The following is a 22129-nucleotide window of genomic DNA, read 5'->3' on the forward strand; positions in this document are numbered from 1 at the left end:
TTACCAGCTTTTTTCCCAGTCTTTCCACACCGGTTCTATTCCGGTTTCAGAAAGCATCTTCGCAATAATTTCTGTACTTCTTTCATCCGAAATTTCAAATTGCTCCAAAGACTGTGGCTCTACCACATAGCCTCCCGGATTTGTCTTTGATTCGGCGCTCATCGAGGTGATCCCCAGATGAACGATATTGTTCCTGAAGACTTCAGTCTCCCGGGTAGAGATAGACAATTCTACCTCTTCATCCAGCAACCTATAGGCACAGATAACCTGAAGCAAATCCGGATCTGTCATTTCTACTTTTGGCTCAAGTCCGCCACTAAAAGGCCGTAACCTTGGAAATGAGATAGAATACCTCGTTTTCCAATAAGTCTTTTGTAAATATTTCAGATGCAAGGCAGTAAAAAAGCTGTCTGCCCTCCAGTCTTCAAGTCCAAAAAGAGCGCCAATACCAATCTTGTGTATTCCCGCTCTTCCCAGTCGGTCTGCAGTTTCCAGACGATAATCAAAATTTGACTTTTTTCCTTTAGGATGATGAATTTTATAAGTCTCCCGGTGATAAGTTTCCTGGTACACCAATGTGGCGTAGAGTCCATTTTCAATCAACCTTTCGTATTCATCCTGATCCAATGGCTGAATTTCAATGGAAATATTGGAGAAATAAGATCTCAGCAGTTTTACCGCGTTACACATATAATCAACCCCCACCGTCTTATTGGCCTCACCCGTTACCAGCAGAATGTGGTCGTAGCCTTTTGACTTTAAGAATTCGGCTTCCTTTATTATTTCAGTATCGCTCAAAGTTTTCCTGGGAATTTTATTCGTCATACTGAAGCCGCAATAGGTGCAAATATTCTGGCACTCATTGCTCAGGTACATTGGAGCGTACATCTGCATTGTATTCCCAAAGCGTTTTTTGGTGATCGCTTTGCTCTGCTGCGCCATTTGTTCGAGAAAAGGTTTTGCGGCAGGAGAGATCAGGGCCTTGAAATCTTCCAGATCCCTCTTCCTGCTTTGCAATGCAGAAAGTACATCAGCTTCTGTTTTGGAAAAAATGCTTTGCAGCACCTCATCCCAGGAATAATTGCTTAATGTGTCTTTAAAACTATTCATAGAGAAATTGTGTTAAAGGGCTACTGGCTTCGGCTTGCTGTCTTTGTGGAGCCAACTTCGCCGTGTAGGCGAGTCTTCCTGCTTCCACAGCGAGTTTAAAAGCTTTTGCTATTTCTACCGGATTAGGGGAAACTGCAATCGCCGTATTTACCAGAACAGCATCGGCACCAATTTCCATCGCCTGAGCGGCGTGAGACGGACTTCCGATTCCCGCATCTACAATAACCGGCACGTTGCTTTGTTCAATAATAATCTCCAGGAAGTCCTGGGTTTTTAATCCTTTGTTGCTGCCAATTGGCGCACCTAAAGGCATCACGCACTGCGCTCCCACTTCCTCGAGCCGCTTACACAACACAGGATCTGCATGAATGTAAGGCATTACCACAAAACCAATTTTCACCAGCTCTTCACAGGCTTTTAAAGTTTCTACAGGGTCTGGAAGTAAGTATTTAGGATCTGGATGTATCTCTACTTTTACCCAGTTTGTTTCCAGGGCTTCCCTTGCCATTTGAGCAGCAAATATAGCTTCCTGGGCGTTCCGCACTCCCGAGGTGTTCGGGAGAAGGCTAATGTGGGGGTTTTTTAAAGCAGAGATCATTTGATCATCGTCATTTCCCGGTTCCACCCTTTTTAAAGCTACGGTTACCAGCTCACTTTCTGAAGCTAAAATCGTCTGTTGCATTACTGTTGAAGAGCTAAATTTTCCTGTTCCCGTAAACAAACGGGAAGAAAAAGTTTTATCTGTTATTTTTAATTGATCTGTGTTGCTCATAGTTGTTTTTCTGAAAATTGATTGTGTATTTCCCGAAAGATCATTTCAGGTTGCGGATGTGTTGTGAGCCATCCGGAAATAGCTACCCCATGGACTCCGCTTTCTGCTAAAACCGGAAGATCTTCCGGAATAATTCCTCCAATAGCGATTACAGGAATTGAATTCCCCTTAGTACGAAGACTATTTAGTAGCTTCCGGTAACCTTCTGCTCCTAATATTGAGCTGAGTTTCTTTTTTGTGGTAGTAAACCGGAAGGGGCCGAGACCAATATAATCTACTTGCTTTTTACAAAGGCCTTCGCAATCTTCCAGCGTGTTAGCCGTTCCTCCAATAATCTTATCTGGCCCCAAAAGTTTTCTGGCTGCCAAAGGACACTTGTCTTCCTTTCCCAAATGAACACCATCGGCATTTACCTTTTTTGCCACCTCCGGAAAATCGTTAATTATCAGTTTAACCGGGAAATCTATACAAATTTCTTTTGCCGCTTTTGCTGTTTTCAGAACCGTCTCAAAAGATTCGTCTTTAAGGCGCAGCTGAACCCAGTCTGCTCCTGCGGCACACATCCTGAGAATGTTTTCCAGGTGTTCAATGGGAGTTTCTCCCTGAGATATGTAGTGTAAGTTTGAGATCATACGTTGTGGTATCCTAATAAGGTTTTGTTTGATGCTAATACTTTTTCGATGTAATCTTTTGCTTTTCGTGCAGCTTCCGGAAGGGAATTGCCCAAAGCCAGATGTGCTGCAACTGCCGAAGATAAGACGCATCCGCTGCCGTGTTTTTCGGTACAGTCGGTTCGCCCGGGTTTAAAGCTTAGGCTTTCTCCTTCTGTAGTGAACAATTCGTCCAATCCAATTGCTTCCGACCGATGTCCTCCCTTAAGGTACAAGTTAGTTTTGCTGCTTATTTTCCGGATTGCTTCTTCCATAGTTGATTCGGGATAAAACATGTTCAATTCATCCAAATTTGGAGTGATTAGGAATATCCTTTCAAGAATGGATTTCAGCTTTTTCTGAAATTCCTGAACCTCCTGAAAAGTGAATCCGCTACTTGATTTTAGAACCGGATCCCAAATAATTCTGATGCTACTGTTCTTCTCAAACAGTCTGTCAATCAGATTATTTAAAACCTGATGATTTTCTACAATTCCGATTTTTACCACTTCCACAGGAAAACTTTCCAGTAAAAGTTCCAGTTGCTGAAGAATGATAGCTTCAGAAGTCCAGTGGCAGGCTTCGAATTTTTCATCATTCTGAATGGTATTCGCAGTATTTACCGCCAGCCCGTAACATTTAAGGTTTTCAAAGGTTTTAATATCAGCCATTAAACCTGCTCCAACTGAAGGATCAAATCCTGCAATGCTTAAAACAAAAGGTCTGTTATTGGTAAACATTTCTGTATTCATTGTAAATCCCTGTAAAAGCCTGTTCCTTATCTTCTGCGGTCCAAACGGCTCCAAGTACCGCTACTCCCGCATATCCCATTTCTTTTGCTCTCATAATTTTATCTGCTTTAATTCCGCCCAAAGCAATTATTTGGTGCGGCAGGTTTCCTACATTAAATTTCTTTCCCGCATATCTCTTTTTGGAAACAGAAGTAAACACCGGACTTAAAAAAACATAATCAAATGCTGAAGCTTCATTTTCCAAATTTTCCTGATCGTGAAAAGAAGAACTCACGGTAAAACCTTTCAATTGGAATCGGTTGGCAGAGGCTGATAGATCTTCCTGTTCTCTTCTAAAATTTTCTTTTAAATGAATTCCTTTTACCGAAAAAACATCAGCTAAGTGATGATGCTCATGAAGTATCATCTTTTGAAGGTATTTTTCTTCAAAATTTGATAGCCATAGCTTCATATCTTCTTCGGCCATTCCCGGTTTTCGAACGTGCAAAAGGGGCAGCCCGGACTCGAAAAATCGGGTGAGCTGTTCCCTTTCAGCAGCAATATTTTCTTCCGAAGTAAAAAGAATCAACATCTAATTTCAGCTTACAGGTAAACTTCGCTTCCTTTTGCTTTAAATTCTTCCGATTTTTTCTTCATTCCTTCCTCGATCGCCTCGTGAGTGTCCATTCCGTTTTCTTCAGCAAAATTTCGCACGTCCTGCGTAATTTTCATAGAACAGAAATTTGGTCCGCACATAGAACAGAAATGGGCTACTTTAGCATTTTCAGAAGGTAAAGTCTCATCGTGGTAAGACCTCGCCGTATCCGGATCAAGTGCCAAATTAAACTGATCTTCCCATCTGAATTCAAAACGTGCTTTACTCAGCGCATCATCCCTGTGTTGTGCCCCGGGATGACCTTTAGCCAGATCTGCAGCGTGGGCAGCGATCTTATAAGTGATCACTCCTTCTTTTACATCGTCCCTGTTAGGCAGCCCCAAATGTTCCTTTGGTGTCACATAACATAGCATCGCACATCCAAACCAGCCTATCATGGCTGCGCCAATCCCGCTGGTGATGTGGTCGTAACCAGGAGCGATATCTGTGGTCAATGGGCCTAAAGTATAAAAAGGTGCTTCCCCACAAACCTCCAGTTGCTTATCCATATTCTCTTTTATCATATGCATTGGGATATGGCCGGGTCCTTCTATAATGCACTGTACATCGTGTTTCCAGGCAATTTTAGTAAGTTCCCCCAAAGTTTCAAGTTCGGCGAATTGCGCATAGTCATTGGCATCGGCAATACTTCCGGGACGTAAACCGTCTCCCAGTGAGAAGGAAACATCATAAGCTTTCATGATTTCGCAAATTTCCTCAAAATGCGTGTACAGGAAGCTTTCTTTATGATGTGCCAGGCACCATTTTGCCATGATCGAGCCGCCACGGGAAACCAATCCTGTTACCCTTTTTGCGGTATGGGGAACATAAGCTAACCGCACTCCGGCGTGAATGGTGAAATAGTCCACTCCCTGCTCGGCCTGCTCAATGAGCGTATCCCTGAAAATTTCCCAGGTAAGATCTTCGGCTTTTCCATTTACTTTTTCCAGCGCCTGATAAATAGGCACGGTTCCAATTGGCACCGGAGAATTTCTCAGGATCCATTCGCGGGTTTCGTGGATGTTTTTTCCGGTGGAAAGATCCATGATGGTATCTGCTCCCCAACGGCAGGCCCAGACTGCTTTTTCCACTTCTTCCTCAATAGAAGAGGTTACCGCTGAATTCCCGATGTTGGCATTAATCTTCACGAGAAAGTTCCGCCCAATGATCATAGGTTCATTTTCCGGGTGGTTAATGTTGGAAGGAATAATTGCTCTCCCTCGGGCGACCTCATCCCTTACAAATTCCGGGGTAATTACCTTTGGGATACTGGCTCCAAAGCTGTTTCCGGGATGTTGTTCTGAGATCTGTTTGATCTCTTCCAGCTTCTGATTTTCACGAATGGCAATGTATTCCATTTCCGGAGTGATAATTCCTTTCCGGGCGTAGTGCATCTGGGTCACATTCTGTCCCGGCTTTGCCTTAAGAGGCTTTCTGTTCCTTTTAAACCGAAGTTCGTCCAGTTTCTCATTTTTCTCCCTTTCGCGTCCGTAAGCCGAAGAAAGACCGGGTAACTGTTCTACATCTTCCCGGGCGGCAATCCAGCTGTTGCGAATAGGCATCAGCCCTTTCCTTACATCGATTTCTACTGATGGATCTGTATACGGTCCACTGGTGTCATAGACTAAAACAGGATCGTTTTTTTCTACTTTTCCGTTAAATTTATCCACTGTGTCATCCAGGGATATTTTCCGCATCGGGACTTTTATATCCAGATGGATCTTTCCGCTTACATAAACCTTTTCGGAATTGGGAAAAGGTGCGCGGCTAATGGTTTGCTGCTTTGGAGTCTGGTCCTGTTTCATAATTACTTTCTGTTTAGTGCTAATAGTTTTGCTTCCGGAAATTCTTCCGAAGCATATTTATCCTCCCTGAGTAGCCCTGATAATGAGTACGTTTTCACCTTCGGCTAATTCACGTTTGGTCCAGTCGCTTTTAGAAATAATCTGATTGTTGACAGCCACAGCAATTCCTTTTTCAGAAATAGCCAGCTGCGTCAGGAGATCCTGAAGATTGGATGGTGAATTAAAAGTGTGGGCGGTGTTGTTTACGTTTACAGTTATCATTTTTTTGATATTTAATAGCTGTAAACTGCAGGGGGATTCCCTAAAGAAAAAGTAAATACAAACCAGAATTCCTCCAAAACGGAACTATGGTAGAAAATATGTAGATAACACTTTTCCCTTCGCGGGTATTAACCGGATCAGGTTCAAAGGGTTTTATCTCAGCTGATTATAATCAGCACCCCTAAAGTTTACTTTTCGAAGATAAGGGGTTTTGTCTGGAAATAAAAAATATTTTTTCTTATAACTTTAAATCGTACTTCATTAAAGAATAAGATTCGTGGGGGTTATCCGTTAGCGGGTTCTAAGAGTTAAAAACCTTACTCCCGTTTGGTAGTCAATTATCAATAGTTATCTAAAAAAGAAATTTTCTGAAGGTGTAAGCCTTCAGAAAATTTATAAAATTCAATTATTTAACTCTGGCCCAAACTAATTTTTCTGTGGTAAATCACGGGTTAACCACCCTCTTTTACTAGCCGTGGCCATTGCATAAGGGGTAATCCAGAATATACCAAATGTATAAAAAATACTGTAGGAATAGGCCCAGGAAGCTTCAAAGAAATTATATTTTTTTGCGTAAAATAGAGCCGGAAGGCTTGAAAATATAAAAACACTTAGCAGTGTGGAACTGATAAACAAAATTGGATGTGAAAGCAATAAAATGATCATAACCAGTAACAGCGGATAAGCCGTTAACATTTGCATCCATTGATTTAAGAGTAATATACGAGGACCGGATTTTGATCCCTCGCGGAATGATTTAAAAAACAAATTTTGACATCATAAGATTTTCCCGAACATTGCTCCTTTCCCAACGTGTAAACATCTTATGTAAAGCACTAAATCTTTCCGGTATGTTGGTGTGGACATAGGCATTACGTTGGAATAATACATGATAGCCTTGTTTAAGGATCATAGTGGTCATTGCGCGATCTTCACCAATATCGGTTGTTTTTCCCATAAAAGTTTGGTTAATCCACTGCGGCAGGCAGGACATAACCGCTTTACTTAGATAGGCAGCCAGGGCGCCGGGAGTACATAATACAGAACCCAATACACTCTGAGCAGATCTTATGAATTCAAAACTAAAATACAAAACTAACATTTAACATCCTGGGAATGATCGCTTTTTCATTATTGAGAACCCGCACATTTCCCGCTACCGCGCCACAGTTTTTATTAGAAATGAATGGAGATACAAGATTACGCAAAGTGTCTTCCTCTACAATAGAGTCACTATCTACGGTTACAAAGACCTCTCCTTTAGCCAGTTTGAAACCACGATATAAGGCATGTCGTTTCCCCTTATTAGTGGGTTGCTGGTAAATTGATACACGAGCTCCCAATTGATCCTTGGCCTTTTTCATCCAGTGCCAGGTATCATCTTTACTACCATCATCAATGGCAATTAATTGTATTTTTTCTGCAGGATAATTGCTCTCAACTAAACTATGCAATGTGGACCAGACTTGTTTACCTTCATTATAAGCAGGCACTATAACAGTACAAAAAGGTAATTCCTCGTCTGTAACAGATGGAACTGGCTTATAGCGAAAAAACAACCTGGCAATATATAGTAAAAAGCAAATTTTAAATATTAATAAGAAGCTTGTGAGAATTATAAATAACATACCTGCCAATGAATCCATTCTATTTAGATTCATTTCCTGAAATTCAGCCTGGAATAGGTAAACACAAAAAGCTGAACCGATTAAAAGTATAAAAGTGCCTAATAAAATAAGAAGGTGCCTGGTGCTCCAGGAAACCTTCCTGAAATCCTTATCTGAACCTGAAAAACGTTCTCTTCCGGCGCCATATGAAGAATCTTCTTTTTTTGGTTTGTTATTGTCTGTTTTTATTATTTCAGCTGGAGCTGAAGCAGAAAATCTGATATTCTTATTCATGTGGTTTTTTAAAATCTTATTTGTTTTCTATGTGTTTACCAGTTCCATATTCTTTGATAGAACCATAAAACTTTATATATGTGCTGGGATTCAATCTTTATACCATTAGCTAAAATCAATTGATTCCAATTAATTAGGATTGATTACTGTGGGGAATAGATGTGGTGCAGTTGGAAAATTGTAGATATAATTCCCAATCTATGGGCCGGGGGAAATTTTATGGCAGTTTTGAATTCTATTATTTATTTTCTGAAAGAATTATTGCCTGCCTCACTATAATTTAAGATGGCTCTGATTCACCAAATTTCTTCAATACTTAATTTGTAATCTTTTCTGATTATTTACAGGTAGAAATTACTGTTTACCTGATGAGCGAAAACATCCATATTTAGCATTTAACCGGAAGGAAAACTTATAGGAGAAAAGAATCCATTAAACGTAGTTAATCTAAAGACACTATTGACCTTAAAACGGAAACGCAACAGTCTTTATATTCTCCGGTACCAGGTAAGAGGGGTAAAGCGCTATGTTTTGTTCCCGTATTTAAGGAAAACTAATTGCACAAAATTTTTTAAGATTTAAACAATGTGAAGAAGTATGTGAATAACTAAAAGATGAATGGAAAAAGAGATGGTGCTTTCTTGTTATTTTTGACTTTATAATTGTATTGGTTGTAAATCTAAGGGGAATCATGTGAAAGTCATGAGCTGTTGCGCAACTGTAATTTAGATTCTAAAAAGCCAGGCTACCTTATCAACCAAACCACTTTACTTTCGCATAAAAAGTAATGATTATGGGATATTTTATAATAGATTTTCACCTATTTCTTTCCATCCATTAAATTTTATGCTTTTGTTTCACCTATAATGCAAAAGTAACATGAGTATTTTTCACAAGCGGCTTAATTATAAGCCATTCGAATATCCCAAAGTTTTAGATTTTACCGATGCTATCAACAGGTCCTTTTGGGTGCATTCCGAAGTAGATTTCACTGCAGATGTGCAGGATTTTCACACCTATTTATCTGAAGGGGAAAAAGATGTTGTAAAGAAAAGTTTGCTGGCTATTGCCCAGATTGAAGTTGCTGTTAAATCCTTTTGGGGCGACCTCTATAAGCACCTGCCAAAACCGGAATTTAATGGATTGGGAAGCACTTTTGCCGAATGTGAATTCCGGCATTCTCAGGCTTATTCAAGGCTTTTGGAAGTTTTGGGCTATAATAATGAGTTCGAGAAAGTGATTGAGGTGCCCGCCATCAAAAACAGAATTGCGTATTTAACAAATGCCCTGGAGCATACTAAAGCAGAAGATCCCAGGGATTATATTTCGTCACTGATTCTTTTCTCAATTTTAATTGAAAATGTTTCCCTGTTCAGTCAGTTTGCAATTGTGCTTTCCTTTAACCGTTTCAAAGGAGTAATGAAAAATATTAGCAATATCATAGCCTGGACTTCAGTAGATGAGCAAATTCATGCCAACGCCGGTATTTATATTATCAATCAGATTCGTGAAGAATTTCCGGAATATTTTAACGACGAGCTTATTCAGAAATTAAGATCTACCGTAATTCATTCTATTGAAGTGGAAGAGGAAATACTGGATTGGATTTTTGCCAACGGTCAACTGGAAAACATCAATAAGAGAAACCTTATGGATTTTATGAAATTTCGCTTAGACGAGAGTCTGGAAAACATCGGGATTTCAAAAATCTACAATATTTCTCCGGAAGAATATGAGCCTATGCGCTGGTTTGAGGAAGAAGTATTTGCCAATAGTCTGGACGATTTCTTTGCCAGGCGTCCTGTTGATTATACAAAACACGATAAAAGCATCACCGCAGCAGATTTATTTTAATTTTTAAACCTGAGATTTTCATGATGAATACCACTCAACCTTTACAAATTGCCGAGGAGCCAAATAAAAAACGTTTATGGTGGCTTAACGAGGAAAGCCAGCAAATCCTAAACCGCGGATACTTATTAAAAGGTGAAACTGTAAAATCTGCAATAGAGCGGGTGGCTAATGCCTCTGCAAAAAGATTGTACAAGCCTGAACTCGCCGGGGCTTTTATCGAGATGATTGAACGTGGCTGGATGAGTTTAAGTTCACCAATATGGGCCAACATGGGCACCGAACGTGGTTTGCCAATTTCCTGTTTTAATGTTTATGTGCCCGATAATATTGAAGGAATTACCCATAAACTTGGCGAGGTGATTATGCAAACCAAGATTGGCGGAGGAACTTCCGGTTATTTTGGGGAACTGCGGGGTAGGGGCAGTGCGGTTACCGATAATGGTAAAAGTAGCGGTGCGACCAGTTTTATGAAATTATTCGATACGGCAATGGATACCATTTCCCAGGGCGGTGTACGCCGTGGAGCTTTTGCCGCTTACCTGGACATTGATCATCCCGATATTAAAGAGTTTCTTGAAATTAAAAATATCGGGAATCCTATTCAGAATTTATTTAATGCGGTTTGTGTACCCGACTACTGGATGCAGGAGATGATAGACGGCGATATGGAAAAACGTGATATCTGGGCGAAAGTCCTGGAAAGCCGCCAGCAAAAAGGCTTACCATACATTCTTTTTAAAGATAATATTAATCGTTTCAAGCCTCAGGTTTATAAAGACAAAAACAAAACTATCCATTCCAGTAATTTATGTTCTGAAATCGCTTTACCTTCTTCTGAAGATGAATCATTTATCTGCTGTCTTTCTTCAATGAACCTTGAACTTTATGATGAATGGAAAGATACTGAGGCGGTGAAACTTGCCATTTATTTCCTGGACGGGGTATTGCAGGAATTTATTGCCAAAACTGAAGGAAACCATTATCTGGCTTCAGCAAACCGGTTTGCCAGGAATCACCGTGCACTGGGTTTAGGCGCAATGGGTTGGCATTCCTATTTACAGAAGAATATGATCCCTTTTGAAGGAATGCGGGCCAAAGGATTAACACATCAGATTTTTGAAGATATAAGTACAAAGGCCACTAAAGCCAGTAGAGAGCTGGCCACCATTTATGGAGAACCGGGCATCCTGAAAGATTACGGGTTGCGAAATACAACTTTAATGGCTATTGCACCAACTACTTCTTCTTCTGCAATTTTAGGCCAGACATCTCCTGGAATTGAACCCTTCAGCAGTAACTATTATAAAGCGGGGCTTGCTAAAGGTAATTTTATGAGAAAGAATAAATATCTGAAGGAATTGCTTCGGGAAAAAGACCTAGATAATGAGGATACCTGGAGAAGTATTATGCTGAATCACGGAAGTGTGCAACATTTAAATTCTCTTACACAGGAGGAAAAAGATGTTTTTAAAACCTTTAAAGAGATCAGCCAATTGGAGATTATTCAGCAGGCATCGGTAAGGCAGAAATTTATCGATCAGGCGCAAAGTCTTAACCTTAACATTCCTGCGGGATTACCTGTAAAGGAAGTAAATAATTTGATGATTGAAGCCTGGAAACTTGGGGTAAAAACTTTATACTATCAACGTAGTCAAAGTGTTTCCAAAGAATTCATTTCTAATATGGTGAGTTGCGCCAGCTGTGAAGCCTAATTAGTTATTGACTTCACAGAAGAAAAGATGATGATTAGTCTTCTTGAAAATTACCAAATTTTCAGGAGGACTTTCTTATTTCTCAAACTTAAAAATTTATTCCAGTCTCTTTTTTAAAGTGGCAGGTTCTCCATCGGTAATTACTTCCCACAGAGCCTTGAAATTTGCCAGTTTTTCTCTTCTCACTAAACGGGTGGAGGTTTCATATTGTTTCTTATCTGCAACAAAGCCCTTGTAATTTAACCCAAGATTTTTAGCTATAAACATTGTTCTTGGCAGGTGGAAGCGCTGCGTGACCACAATAGCATCTGATATTCCTATTACCTGTTGGGATCTGTACATACTGTCATAAGTATCAAAACCGGCATGATCTTCCAAAATTTTGTTTTCGGGAATTCCATGTTGCAGGAGGTAATTTCTCATAGCGCCCACTTCATCGTAATTTTCGGTTTTATGATCTCCTGAAACAAGAATTTGCTCCACTTTTCCGGAGGTATAAAGGTCAATAGCAGTTTCAATCCTGTCCTGTAAAACAGGAGAAAGTTTTCCGTTAGAATGTACGCTGGCCCCCAACACGATAACTGTTTCGGCCGGAGGAACATTTTCAATCTGATCATAAATAAGAGGAGCCGTATCTCTTTGTATGTAGGCTTCAAATCCCAGCACAATCAGGCTGGCAAGAACCACACAGATTGCAAGGGTAAGAATAGATTTTTTTACCAGTCTCATGCAGACGTGAAAGTTAAAAAGTGATTCGAATATAGCTAATAAAATTTGATGTATTGGTTTAATTTATTCTTATTGTAAGGTCATCGTATTTTCATTGTTTAAATTTGTGGAAATTGTAAAAAAATATTGACTATGGGTAATATTGAAGCCCTGGAGTGGCGGTATGCAACAAAGAAGTTTGATGATGAAAAAATTCTTCCTGCGAATAAGGTTGAAATCCTTAAGAAGGCATTTAATCTTACAGCCACTTCATACGGCCTGCAGCCAATCAAGATGGTGGTAATTCACAACAAAAAAATTCAGGAGAAGCTGAAGGAATTCAGCATGAATCAATTGCAGGTTAGTACGGCTTCACATGTGATGATTATCTGCATTGAAAAAGAAGTAGGGCAGGAATTTATTGAAAGCTACTTCACGAGAGTAAAACATATTAGAGAAACCCCCGATGAAATACTTACCCCTTTTAAAAAATTTCTGGTAAACGACTTTAATTCCAAACCCGATAATGAAATAGCGCGCTGGTCAATTAACCAGGCTTACCTCGCACTGGGGACTCTGCTTACAGTTTGTGCAACCGAAGAGATTGATGCCTGTCCTATGGAAGGTTTTGAGCCTGATAAGTATGACGAATACCTGGATTTGGGAGAGCACAATTTAAAACCGGTACTGGTGTTGCCTGTGGGCTACCGTGCCGGGGATGATGTGTTTTCAAATTTTAAAAAAGTAAGGAGACCTCTGAAAGATGTTATCATTGAAGTTGATCAATAATTAACATACTCAGTAATTTCAAGTCCGTAACCTATCATTCCCACTCTCTTGGTTTGACGGGAATTTGATAACAATTTAATTTTATGAATTTCCAGGTCGTGAAGAATTTGAGCCCCAATACCAAAATCCTTATTATCCATGCTTACAGGAGGTGCTTTTAGTTCTCCTTTCTTCTGAATTTCCTTTAACTCATGTAACCGGTTGAGTAAATTCCCTGACTGGTTTGCGGGATTTATAAAAACTATGGCTCCACGTTCTTCCTGATTAATGGCCCTGAACATTCCATCCAGCTTTTTATCAGCATTATTGGTAAGTGTGCCAAGAATATCATTATTGACCAAAGTTGAATTAACCCTTACAAGAACTTCTTCATCAGGCTTCCAGTTCCCCTTTGTTAAAGCAATATGTACCTGATTGTTCGTGGTTTGTTTATATGCTCTTAACCTAAATTGTCCAAAGCGGGTATTAACTTCAAAATCTTCTTTTTTCTCAATAAGTGAGTCGTGCTGCATCCGGTAAGCCACCAGGTCTTCAATTGAAACTACTTTAAGATCAAAACGTTGTGCAACATCTATAAGCTGTGGCAGGCGTGCCATTGTTCCGTCTTCATTCATTATCTCTACAATTACTCCTGCAGGAGCATAACCTGCCAGGCGTGCAAAGTCTATTGCAGCCTCAGTATGTCCGGTTCTCCTTAAAACTCCGCCTTCTTTTGCTTTAAGCGGAAAAATATGCCCCGGCCGGCTTAAATCGTAAGGTTTGGTATCAGGATCTATAAGAGATTTGACGGTTTTGGCCCTGTCTGAAGCAGAAATTCCGGTAGTTACTCCTTTACCTTTTAAATCTATTGAAATGGTAAAGGCGGTTTCCATAGGATCTGTATTGGTACCCACCATCATCTCAAGGCGCAAATCTTTACAGCGTTTCTCGGTAATAGGTGCGCAAATAAGGCCCCTGCCGTGGGTAGCCATAAAATTTATCATTTCAGGGCTTACCTTTTCAGCTGCAGCTACAAAGTCCCCTTCATTTTCCCTGTCTATGTCATCTACAACAATAACTACTTTGCCTGCACGAATATCTTCAATAGCATCTTTGATACTGTCCAGTTTTATAGAATTCTGGTTTTCTTTAATTTCTGCCATTCCAATGGGTTTTGGGCTGCAAAGATATTTATTCTGTTTTATCTTTAGGCTTTGTGATCCCTGCTTTTTTCAGAAGTCGTTTTACTGGCTCAAAAAAATTGCCTATCACAAACAAGCCCTGGTCTGTAGTTGCCCTATAGGTAAGAAAAATTCCCAGTGGAAGCATTATAAGCGTGGAAAGCCAGGTGGCGATAAACGGACTGATACTGCCATCTTCTGCGGAATTTTTAGCAAATATTCCAATAAAATGATAGGTTAAAAAAAGCAGTATGGCCACCACCATGGGCAGGCCCATTCCGCCTTTTCTAATAATTGCACCTAGGGGAGCGCCCACAAAGAAGAGCACAAAGCATGCAACCGCTAGAGCATATTTTTCGTGCAGGGCGATTTCATATTTATTTAATTGCTTGGCACTGGCTTTAATTTCGTTCTTCTTCAGGCTTAAGTGAGAAATAGCGGCTTCCACAGAACCCGTTGCAAATCCTGCAATTTGGGCGGCCTGTTGAGCGCTGTATAGGTCAAGTACAGATTCTCCTATTTCAGAAGTGGTATCTGCAGGTTTAAGGTTAAGGCTAACCGAGGTCATGCCGGTACGGCTATACATGTTACTCTTAAAACTCCTTATCTGCTGGTTGTAATTTGTAGAAAATGAATCTATACTTTCACGAAGTTCAGAAACTTTAAGCATTCCATTGGTATTCTGGTAAGTTTCATCTTCCATGTCTACGTTATTCATTTCTGAAAGATCCATATTAATGGTATATTCTTCAAAATAACTTTTCGCATAGGGTTTGTCTCTTCTTCTGGAAGGGTCGTTTGGCTGAATTTCATCATAATAATTACCATCCTTCAGGATAAGGGAAAGTACGTCAGAATCTGTACTTCCCACCAATTCCCCTTCTTTAGCTTTCATGACGGTGAAATTTCCACTTCTGGGGCCTTTTTTGTGAATAATAACATCGGTAAGATACTGGTCGTTATCTCCGCTTTTTTCTTCAACTTTAATATTAATAGTTCCTACTTCATTAAAAATACCTTCAGTAATAGCCATTGCAGGCTTTAATTTTGCAATATTTTTCCGCAGGTTTATAGACTTGAATTCTGCGGCAGGAATAATATTATTGGCAAAAAAGAAGGCGGTGAGGCTTATCCCAAAAATGAAAAACGTTAGGCCGCGCATAGCACGTTGCAATGAAATACCTGAAGATTTCATTGCTGCAAATTCATAGTTTTCAGCAAAGCTTCCAAAAGTCATTATGGAAGTGAGCAATATAGTTAACGGCAATACTAATGGTACCAGTTTTGGCGAAAAGTAAAGCAGGAATTTAAAGATAATTTCCGTATCCAGGTCTTTCCCGGCCAATTCGCCTATATACAGCCAGATGGTCTGCAGTACAAAAATGAACATGAGAATGGTGAAAACGGAAAAGAAAGTCTTTAGGTAACTGGTTAATATGTACCGGTCTAATATCTTCAATTTAGTCTAATCTGTTAATATAGTAATTGGAGTATCGGTCTTCATCAAAGGAAAAGAGGTTTTGCGCCAGTGGCTGATCTGTTTTAAAGCTTTTTACAGTAATGGTAATTTTTGTGCCATTATCCTGAGTTTGAACCAGGTTGTAAATGTTCTTTGTTTGTGTGTCTATTCCCAAAAGTATATTTTTTACTTCGGCATTACTGTCTTTTGGAGTCAGTTTTACATACTGGATTTTTCTCCCTTTTACATCCTGGGTAATGTCCCAGGCATAATTATATCCTTCTTCATAAAAAGAGAACATTTTAGAAGGGGTAATGCTGTTACTGTCTTCTTCTACATAATTGGAGATGTTAATTTCTTCATCTTCAGGAATAATGGTGTAAATTTTTTTTCCGTCAAACATTTGGGTGGTTCCCATAAGGTTTAAAACATATTTATCTCCTTTTATGCTAACATCCCCCCGGGTTTCCTGGTTTACATTTGCAGCGGTATTTTCAAGTGCGTATTTAAAGTCTATCACCATGTTGTTGTAAGATTTTACTTTGGTGGAGACTTCATCAAGCAATGCTTCAGCTTTGGCAGAATTCTGGGCACTCATTCCCATGCTAATAAGAGTGATAAATAAAAATATGAGTTTTTTCATTTCTAATAGTAATTTTTCAGGATTGTAGTTGTTTTTGGTCCTGCTAGATGCCTTTAGGGGCTTTCATTTAATAATTGGTCCAGTGCTGCCAGATCGGTAATTAAAACCTGGCGTGCCTTACTTCCTTCAAAAGGGCCAACAATTCCTGCTGCCTCCAATTGATCAATAATCCTACCGGCGCGATTATACCCAAGTTTTAATTTACGTTGTAGCAGAGAAGCCGAGCCCTGCTGGGCGGTAACAATTACTTCTGCGGCTTCCCGAAAGAGTTTGTCCCTTTCGCTCACATCTATATCAAGTCCTGTGCCATTCTCCTCGCCCTCATAAGCGGGAAGCAGGTGTGCATCGGGATAGGCTTTTTGAGAACCAATAAATTCAGTAATTTCATCTACTTCGGGAGTATCCACAAAGGCGCACTGCAAACGTTTCATTTCACTACCCTGTGTAAAAAGCATATCTCCACGGCCAATTAACTGGTCTGCCCCCTGGCCATCTAGTATGGTTCTGGAATCTATTTTGGATGTCACTCTAAATGCTATCCTGGCAGGGAAATTCGCTTTAATTATACCTGTTATTACATTTACCGATGGCCTTTGCGTGGCGATAATCAAATGGATTCCCACGGCACGGGCAAGTTGAGCGAGACGGGCAATGGGAGCTTCCACTTCTTTCCCGGCGGTCATGATTAAATCGGCAAATTCGTCAACCACCAGTATGATATAAGGCAAAAATTTATGACCGTTCTCCGGATTAAGCTTTCTGTTCCTGAATTTTACATTGTATTCTTTAATGTTACGAACCATAGCATCTTTAAGCATTTCATAACGATTGTCCATTTCAATACACAACGAATTTAGCGTATGAATTACCTTTGTGTTATCGGTAATTATAGCTTCTTCGGTATCGGGTAGTTTTGCCAGATAATGTCTTTCAATTTTGTTGAAAAGAGTAAGTTCTACCTTCTTGGGATCTACCAGGACAAATTTCACTTCTGCCGGATGCTTGCTGTAGAGCAGGGAAGTAAGAATAGCATTTAAACCAACGGATTTTCCCTGGCCGGTAGCCCCTGCCATAAGCATGTGTGGCATTTTGGCAAGATCTACAACAAAAGTTTCGTTGGAAATGGTTTTACCGAGGGCCATAGGCAATTCCATTTCAGCCTTCTGAAATTTAGGAGAAGCAATTACCGAACGCATGGAAACAATAGTGGAATTTTTGTTAGGCACTTCAATCCCTATAGTTCCTTTTCCCGGGATGGGTGCGATTATCCTTATCCCTAATGCTGAAAGTGAAAGTGCAATATCATCTTCCAGATTTTTAATTTTAGAAATCCTGATTCCTGCTTCCGGAACAATTTCATATAAAGTAACAGTTGGTCCAACCGTAGCCTTAATTTGAGCAATTTCAATCTTATAGTTTTTGAGGGTTTCAACAATGCGATTTTTGTTTTCCTCGAGTTCCTCCTGATTTACAGTAATTCCACCACCGTAATCTTTTAATAGTTCCAGCGTTGGAAATTTATAATTGCTCAACTCCAGGGTAGGGTCAAATTCTCCAAAATCCTCCACCAGCCTGGAGCTCACATTGCCTTCATCTATTTCGTCTTCTTCGGGCGCAGTTTCAATTTCCATTTCCACCTCGCCGGGCTCTTCTTTTTTAGATTTTTTTGCAGGAGGAGTAGGGGAGGGTTCCTTTTCTTCAGCAACCTTAGTGTTTAATTCAATTTCTGGACCGGAATTTTGTTCTTCTTCTTTTCCTAAAATTTCTTCCTTCCAGTCTTTTTCCTCATCAGTTTCTGAAATATTTTCTTTCTCTTTTTCTTTTCTGAATTCAGCCTGAAAATCTTTTTTTGAAGTTTTTATGTAGTTCCCTATCAGTTCCGGAGTGACTTTTAGCCTTACCGTGAGGTAAACCATGAAAAGAAATATCATTAATAGCACTGTTCCAAATAACCCGAGATAATCCTGAAGGAAATCGTTCATTTCAAAACCAACCCTGCCACCCAAGAGAGCATTTTCTGCAGCAAAAAATCCGAAGAAGATGGAAAGCCATATCATTACCAGTACTCCCCAAAACCAGAATTTTTGAAGATTCTGTTTGTTAAAGTTTAAAAACAGGTAAATACCGGTAAGACCAACTAAAAATGCAATTATAAACGCAGCTACTCCAAAGCCCTGGTAAATAAATAAATCACTTACAACAGCTCCAAATTTACTAAGCCAGTTCCTGGCCTCTATTTCCCGATCGGCAAAATGATTCAAAGTACTTTGGTCAGTTTGCCAGTTGAATAAAAATGATATAAAAGCTACCAGTAACGCTAACCCGAATAGCATCAAAAAGCTACCTAAGACCACCTTTTGCTGCCTGCTAAAAGCAAAGCTGGTTTTTGATAATTTCTTTTTCGGAGTTTTTCTGGTTTTAGCTTTCTTTTTAGCCATAAATGATTTGGAGTATTTCGGCAAAAATACAAATTAGCGTCATCTAAAATAAAGAAAAGGTGCAGGTATTTAAAATTAACAATTCCGCAGAAGTATGAACGTGAAATCAGCAGAAATATGATTTACGGTTCTTTAAATTTGCGCGGGCCTTAAATCTTTATTAAGGATTTAATAGGAGGTTACTAAAGAGGTGAAGCAATTTCTTTTAATTCAGAAATTTTAATAGCGGATTAATAAAGCGATCAAAAGCCTCTATATGTGGAAGGTGTCCAACATTATTAATTTCTACTAATTTAGCATCCGGAATTTTTTCTGCCGTTTCTTCTCCAAGTTTATCATAAAGACCCATGGTTGCCCTGACTTCTTCAGAGACAAGATTTTTTCCCAAAGCAGTCCTGTCCCTGGTTCCAATAATTAGTAAAGTTGGAACTTCAATATTATCAAATTCATAAACCACAGGCTGTGTAAGAACCATATCATAAGTAAGTGCGGCATTCCAGGCGATTAGCGGATAATTATCGTTGAGGGTCCAGCCGGCCAGCAGCTTTGCCCATTCCGCATAATCTTCGTTCCAGTCGCCGGCATAGTAGCTTTCTTTTTGATAACTTTTTATAGCCTCGTAATCTTTTTTTAACTCCTGCTGATACCAGTCGTTTACACTCTGATAAGGAATTTTCAGCTTCCAGTCTTCAAGGCCAATGGGATTAACAAGAATCAATTTATTGGTAATTTCAGGATACATCAGCGTAAACCGTGTGGCGAGCATTCCACCCATAGAATGACCTAGAACATCAAGTTTTTCTATCTCCAAAGAATCGATGAGCTTTTTTGTATTCAAAGCAAGCTGTTGGAAAGTGTACTGAAAGTATTCCGGTTTGCTGGATTTTCCAAATCCTATCTGGTCCGGTACCAGCACGCTAAATCCATTTTCGGTTAACGCATCTATAGTAGTTTCCCAATATGCACCGTTAAAATTTTTTCCGTGAAGCAACATCACCGTTTTACCATTGGTATTTTCAGGCTTTACGTACATGTAAGCCATTTCATAGGTTTTCTGCTGGGCATTAACATTAAAAAATTCGACGGGATAAGGATATTTGTAATCGCCAAGCCTAATCCCCAGCTCTTTTACTTCTTCCTGGGCATTTGAGAAAATACCTATAAAAATACTGAAAAATAACAGGATATATTTTTTCATGCTGCCGGGGTTCTTCTAATGGTTTTCTACGGAAAAATATAGGGGACATAAATAAAAGCAGCAATCACCACAGCAGTCACTGCTGTGAAAAATACTGCTCCTGCGGCCACATCTTTTATATGACCAATTTTATTATGAAAGTCGGGGTGTACAAAATCTGCCATGGCTTCTACTGCGGTGTTCAGACCTTCACAGCCCATTACAAGACCAATTGCGGTAAATTGGAACATCCATTCGGTTCTGGTTATATCAAAATATAAACCTGCAATGGTCACTCCAACTCCAATCACAAACTGCACCTGCACGCTTGGTTCGTGCCTTAACAATAACCAGGCGCCCTTCATAGCATAGCCTCCTCCTCTTATACGTTTTCCGAGGAAACTATCCTTCATTATAACAGGGTTTTTAGCGCTGCAAGATAATCAGGTTCCTCAGCGATATCTTGCACCTGTTGGCTGTGAATTACATTTCCATTTTCATCCAGTACAATGACCACGCGGGAAAGTAAACCTTCCAGTGGACCATCAATCATTTCCAGGCCATAATCCTTTCCGAAATTACGCTCTTTGAAATCGGATAAATTTATTACATTCTCCAAACCTTCATCATCTACAAAGCGCTTTTGGGCAAAAGGCAGATCTCTTGAAATACAAAGGACCGCAGTGTTTTTCAAATCTGTAGCCCTTTCGTTAAAACTTCTTACAGAAGTTGCACAAACGCCGGTATCTATACTTGGAAAAATATTCATAATCACCCGCTTTCCCTTAAAATCATTTAAAGTAGCAGTGGATAAATCTGTTTTTACTAACTCAAAATATGGTGCTCTTTCATCTTTGGCAGGAAGATCTCCATAAGTCGTAACCTGCTCTCCTTTAAAAGTTATCTGTGACATATCAATTTTTTTGAATCATAAATTTAGAATTAAACTGATTGAGTAATACTAAAATTATCATAAAACAAAAAAGGCCGCTTTAAATTATAAAGCGACCCTTTCTAAGATTATTTCGATTAAAAATGTTTATTTATCAATAGATCCTAAAACTTTTTTAACAAAATTATTTGCGGCGTCCATTTCAGATTCACCATTTTCTATCATCTTATGAACTTCAACGGCTCCACAAAGATTGGTAATCAACTCTCCAATAACATCCATTTCCTGTTCAGAAACCGAGCGATGTTCAGTAAAGTTTTCCAATACATCTATGGTATTTTGAAGCTTTTCAACATCATTATTACGTTGAAGATGTTTAATTACTGGTAACTTCATCCACTAAGTCTTTTAACGGTTCAAATTTATTGGTTTGAACCTGGTTCACGAAATTTCCATTTTTAAAGGTTGCAAAAGTAGGCAGGTTGTTTACGTTGGCCAGCTTTCTTGATTCCGGATATTTTTCGGCATCCACCATTAAAAACTTTGCGTCCTCATTTTCAGAAGCCAGTTTTTTAAACTTTGGCTTCATCAGTCGGCAGTTTCCGCACCATCCGGCCATGTACTGTACCACAACCGTTCCGTTTTCAGCAACTATTTCGTTTAAATTATCTTGATCTAATTCTTTTACCATAACAGTTTCTTCCCTTTTTTAGTTTAAGCTTAGATAAGAAGCAACACCTTCTCTATCGGCATTCATTCCTTCTTTACCTTCTTCCCAGTTTGCAGGACATACTTCACCTTTTTCCTGTACGTGAGTATATGCATCTACTAACCTAAGGAATTCTTTTACATTTCTACCAAGGGGCATATGGTTAACGCTCTCATGGAAAATTGTTCCTTCTTCGTCTATAAGATAAGTAGCTCTGTAAGTAACATTATCTCCTTCCACAGTTAAATCACCTGTTTCTTCATCATAAGATTCGTTGCTTATATCAAGAATACCTAGTCTTGAGCTAAGGTTTCTGTTAGAATCTGCAATTATTGGATAAGTTACACCTTCAATACCTCCGTTATCTTTTGGAGTATTTAACCATGCAAAATGAACTTCAGGAGTATCACAGGATGCACCTATTACCATTACGTTTCTTTTCTCAAACTCTTCCATAGCTTTTTGGAAAGCGTGAAGCTCGGTAGGGCATACAAAAGTGAAATCTTTCGGATACCAAAAAAGGATAACCTTCTTATTATTTTTTTGGGCTTCTTCAAGAACATTTATCTTGAAAGTGTCTCCCATATCATTCATTGCGTTTACACTCAGGTTTGGAAATTTTCTTCCTACTAATGCCATATTGATTTATTTTTTAAGGTTATTATTTGTTTTAATTCTGATGCAAAATTATGGAATGAATGCA

Annotated in this window: 21 protein-coding genes, 1 pseudogene and 2 riboswitches; of the genes and pseudogenes, 3 read left to right on the forward strand and 19 right to left on the reverse strand. The window is 39.4% G+C overall.

Annotation, left to right across the window (positions count from 1 at the left end):
• The 8 genes and pseudogenes from thiH to RM539_RS06345 all read right to left on the reverse strand — a co-directional run bounded on the left by thiH (position 1) and on the right by RM539_RS06345 (position 7840).
• Complete coding sequence (thiH, locus tag RM539_RS06310) at positions 1–1110, reverse strand: 2-iminoacetate synthase ThiH (protein ID WP_311502531.1); 1110 nt, start codon at positions 1108–1110, stop codon at positions 1–3.
• Positions 1103–1882, reverse strand: a complete 780-nt coding sequence (locus RM539_RS06315; RefSeq protein WP_311502532.1) for a thiazole synthase — start codon at positions 1880–1882, stop codon at positions 1103–1105. The genes thiH and RM539_RS06315 overlap by 8 nt, the downstream gene beginning before the upstream one ends.
• Positions 1879–2514, reverse strand: coding sequence for a thiamine phosphate synthase (locus RM539_RS06320; protein WP_311502533.1), 636 nt, complete (start codon positions 2512–2514; stop codon positions 1879–1881). The genes RM539_RS06315 and RM539_RS06320 overlap by 4 nt, the downstream gene beginning before the upstream one ends.
• Complete coding sequence (locus RM539_RS06325) at positions 2511–3284, reverse strand: hydroxymethylpyrimidine/phosphomethylpyrimidine kinase (protein ID WP_311502534.1); 774 nt, start codon at positions 3282–3284, stop codon at positions 2511–2513. The genes RM539_RS06320 and RM539_RS06325 overlap by 4 nt, the downstream gene beginning before the upstream one ends.
• On the reverse strand, positions 3259–3855 hold the full coding sequence (locus RM539_RS06330; RefSeq protein WP_311502535.1) for a thiamine phosphate synthase: 597 nt from the start codon (positions 3853–3855) through the stop codon (positions 3259–3261). Before RM539_RS06330 ends, RM539_RS06325 begins: the two co-directional genes overlap by 26 nt.
• 11 nt (positions 3856–3866) lie before the next feature.
• Positions 3867–5723, reverse strand: coding sequence for a phosphomethylpyrimidine synthase ThiC (gene thiC, locus RM539_RS06335; RefSeq protein WP_311502536.1), 1857 nt, complete (start codon positions 5721–5723; stop codon positions 3867–3869).
• Positions 5724–5780: 57 nt separating this feature from the next.
• A complete protein-coding gene (gene thiS / locus RM539_RS06340) occupies positions 5781–5984 on the reverse strand; it encodes a sulfur carrier protein ThiS (protein WP_311502537.1) in 204 nt (67 codons plus the stop codon).
• A 97-nt stretch (positions 5985–6081) separates the two neighbouring features.
• A riboswitch (TPP riboswitch) is annotated at positions 6082–6177 on the reverse strand.
• A 233-nt stretch (positions 6178–6410) separates the two neighbouring features.
• Positions 6411–7840 (reverse strand): annotated as a pseudogene (locus RM539_RS06345) (glycosyltransferase family 2 protein).
• Between the two features lie 682 nt (positions 7841–8522).
• Positions 8523–8654: riboswitch (cobalamin riboswitch) on the forward strand.
• Positions 8655–8764: 110 nt separating this feature from the next.
• Between RM539_RS06345 and RM539_RS06350 the strand changes: the two are divergent.
• Together RM539_RS06350 and RM539_RS06355 are read left to right on the forward strand one after the other, a co-directional pair.
• Positions 8765–9739, forward strand: coding sequence for a ribonucleotide-diphosphate reductase subunit beta (locus RM539_RS06350; RefSeq protein WP_311502538.1), 975 nt, complete (start codon positions 8765–8767; stop codon positions 9737–9739).
• Between the two features lie 23 nt (positions 9740–9762).
• Positions 9763–11451, forward strand: a complete 1689-nt coding sequence (locus tag RM539_RS06355) for a ribonucleoside-diphosphate reductase subunit alpha (protein WP_311502674.1) — start codon at positions 9763–9765, stop codon at positions 11449–11451.
• A 96-nt stretch (positions 11452–11547) separates the two neighbouring features.
• On the opposite strand, the gene RM539_RS06360 is transcribed toward RM539_RS06355, so the two are convergent.
• Positions 11548–12180: a SanA/YdcF family protein gene (locus tag RM539_RS06360; protein WP_311502539.1), complete on the reverse strand. Its 633-nt coding sequence runs from the start codon at positions 12178–12180 to the stop codon at positions 11548–11550.
• Positions 12181–12312: 132 nt separating this feature from the next.
• Between RM539_RS06360 and RM539_RS06365 the strand changes: the two genes are divergently transcribed.
• The gene (locus RM539_RS06365; RefSeq protein WP_311502540.1) at positions 12313–12948 is read left to right on the forward strand and encodes an NAD(P)H-dependent oxidoreductase; all 636 of its coding nucleotides are present in this window, start codon (positions 12313–12315) and stop codon (positions 12946–12948) included.
• Here the strand turns inward: RM539_RS06365 and ribB are convergent.
• The 10 genes from ribB to RM539_RS06415 all read right to left on the reverse strand — a co-directional run bounded on the left by ribB (position 12942) and on the right by RM539_RS06415 (position 22065).
• Complete coding sequence (ribB, locus tag RM539_RS06370) at positions 12942–14090, reverse strand: 3,4-dihydroxy-2-butanone-4-phosphate synthase (RefSeq protein WP_311502541.1); 1149 nt, start codon at positions 14088–14090, stop codon at positions 12942–12944. The two genes, RM539_RS06365 and ribB, sit on opposite strands and share 7 nt — an antisense overlap.
• A gap of 28 nt (positions 14091–14118) precedes the next feature.
• Positions 14119–15567 carry an LptF/LptG family permease gene (locus RM539_RS06375; RefSeq protein ID WP_311502542.1) on the reverse strand — a complete coding sequence of 483 codons (1449 nt, stop codon included), beginning with the start codon at positions 15565–15567 and terminating at the stop codon, positions 14119–14121.
• 1 nt (position 15568) lies between these two features.
• The gene (lolA1, locus tag RM539_RS06380) at positions 15569–16210 is read right to left on the reverse strand and encodes an outer membrane lipoprotein periplasmic chaperone LolA1 (RefSeq protein ID WP_311502543.1); all 642 of its coding nucleotides are present in this window, start codon (positions 16208–16210) and stop codon (positions 15569–15571) included.
• 53 nt (positions 16211–16263) lie between these two features.
• Positions 16264–18648: a DNA translocase FtsK gene (locus RM539_RS06385; RefSeq protein ID WP_311502544.1), complete on the reverse strand. Its 2385-nt coding sequence runs from the start codon at positions 18646–18648 to the stop codon at positions 16264–16266.
• A gap of 205 nt (positions 18649–18853) precedes the next feature.
• On the reverse strand, positions 18854–19846 hold the full coding sequence (locus RM539_RS06390) for an alpha/beta fold hydrolase (RefSeq protein WP_311502545.1): 993 nt from the start codon (positions 19844–19846) through the stop codon (positions 18854–18856).
• Positions 19847–19872: 26 nt separating this feature from the next.
• The gene (locus RM539_RS06395; RefSeq protein ID WP_311502546.1) at positions 19873–20238 is read right to left on the reverse strand and encodes a diacylglycerol kinase; all 366 of its coding nucleotides are present in this window, start codon (positions 20236–20238) and stop codon (positions 19873–19875) included.
• Positions 20238–20738, reverse strand: coding sequence for a thiol peroxidase (tpx, locus tag RM539_RS06400; protein WP_311502547.1), 501 nt, complete (start codon positions 20736–20738; stop codon positions 20238–20240). Before tpx ends, RM539_RS06395 begins: the two co-directional genes overlap by 1 nt.
• Positions 20739–20864: 126 nt before the next feature.
• Positions 20865–21113 (reverse strand): DUF6952 family protein, encoded by a 249-nt coding sequence (locus RM539_RS06405; RefSeq protein ID WP_311502548.1) that lies wholly within the window; start codon positions 21111–21113, stop codon positions 20865–20867.
• On the reverse strand, positions 21094–21408 hold the full coding sequence (locus tag RM539_RS06410; RefSeq protein ID WP_311502549.1) for a thioredoxin family protein: 315 nt from the start codon (positions 21406–21408) through the stop codon (positions 21094–21096). The genes RM539_RS06405 and RM539_RS06410 overlap by 20 nt, the downstream gene beginning before the upstream one ends.
• Positions 21409–21426: 18 nt before the next feature.
• Positions 21427–22065: a peroxiredoxin gene (locus tag RM539_RS06415; protein WP_311502550.1), complete on the reverse strand. Its 639-nt coding sequence runs from the start codon at positions 22063–22065 to the stop codon at positions 21427–21429.
• Positions 22066–22129: the final 64 nt, after the last annotated feature.

The sequence above is a fragment of the Autumnicola musiva genome (genome assembly GCF_031846585.1).
Lineage (GTDB): Bacteria > Bacteroidota > Bacteroidia > Flavobacteriales > Flavobacteriaceae > Autumnicola > Autumnicola musiva.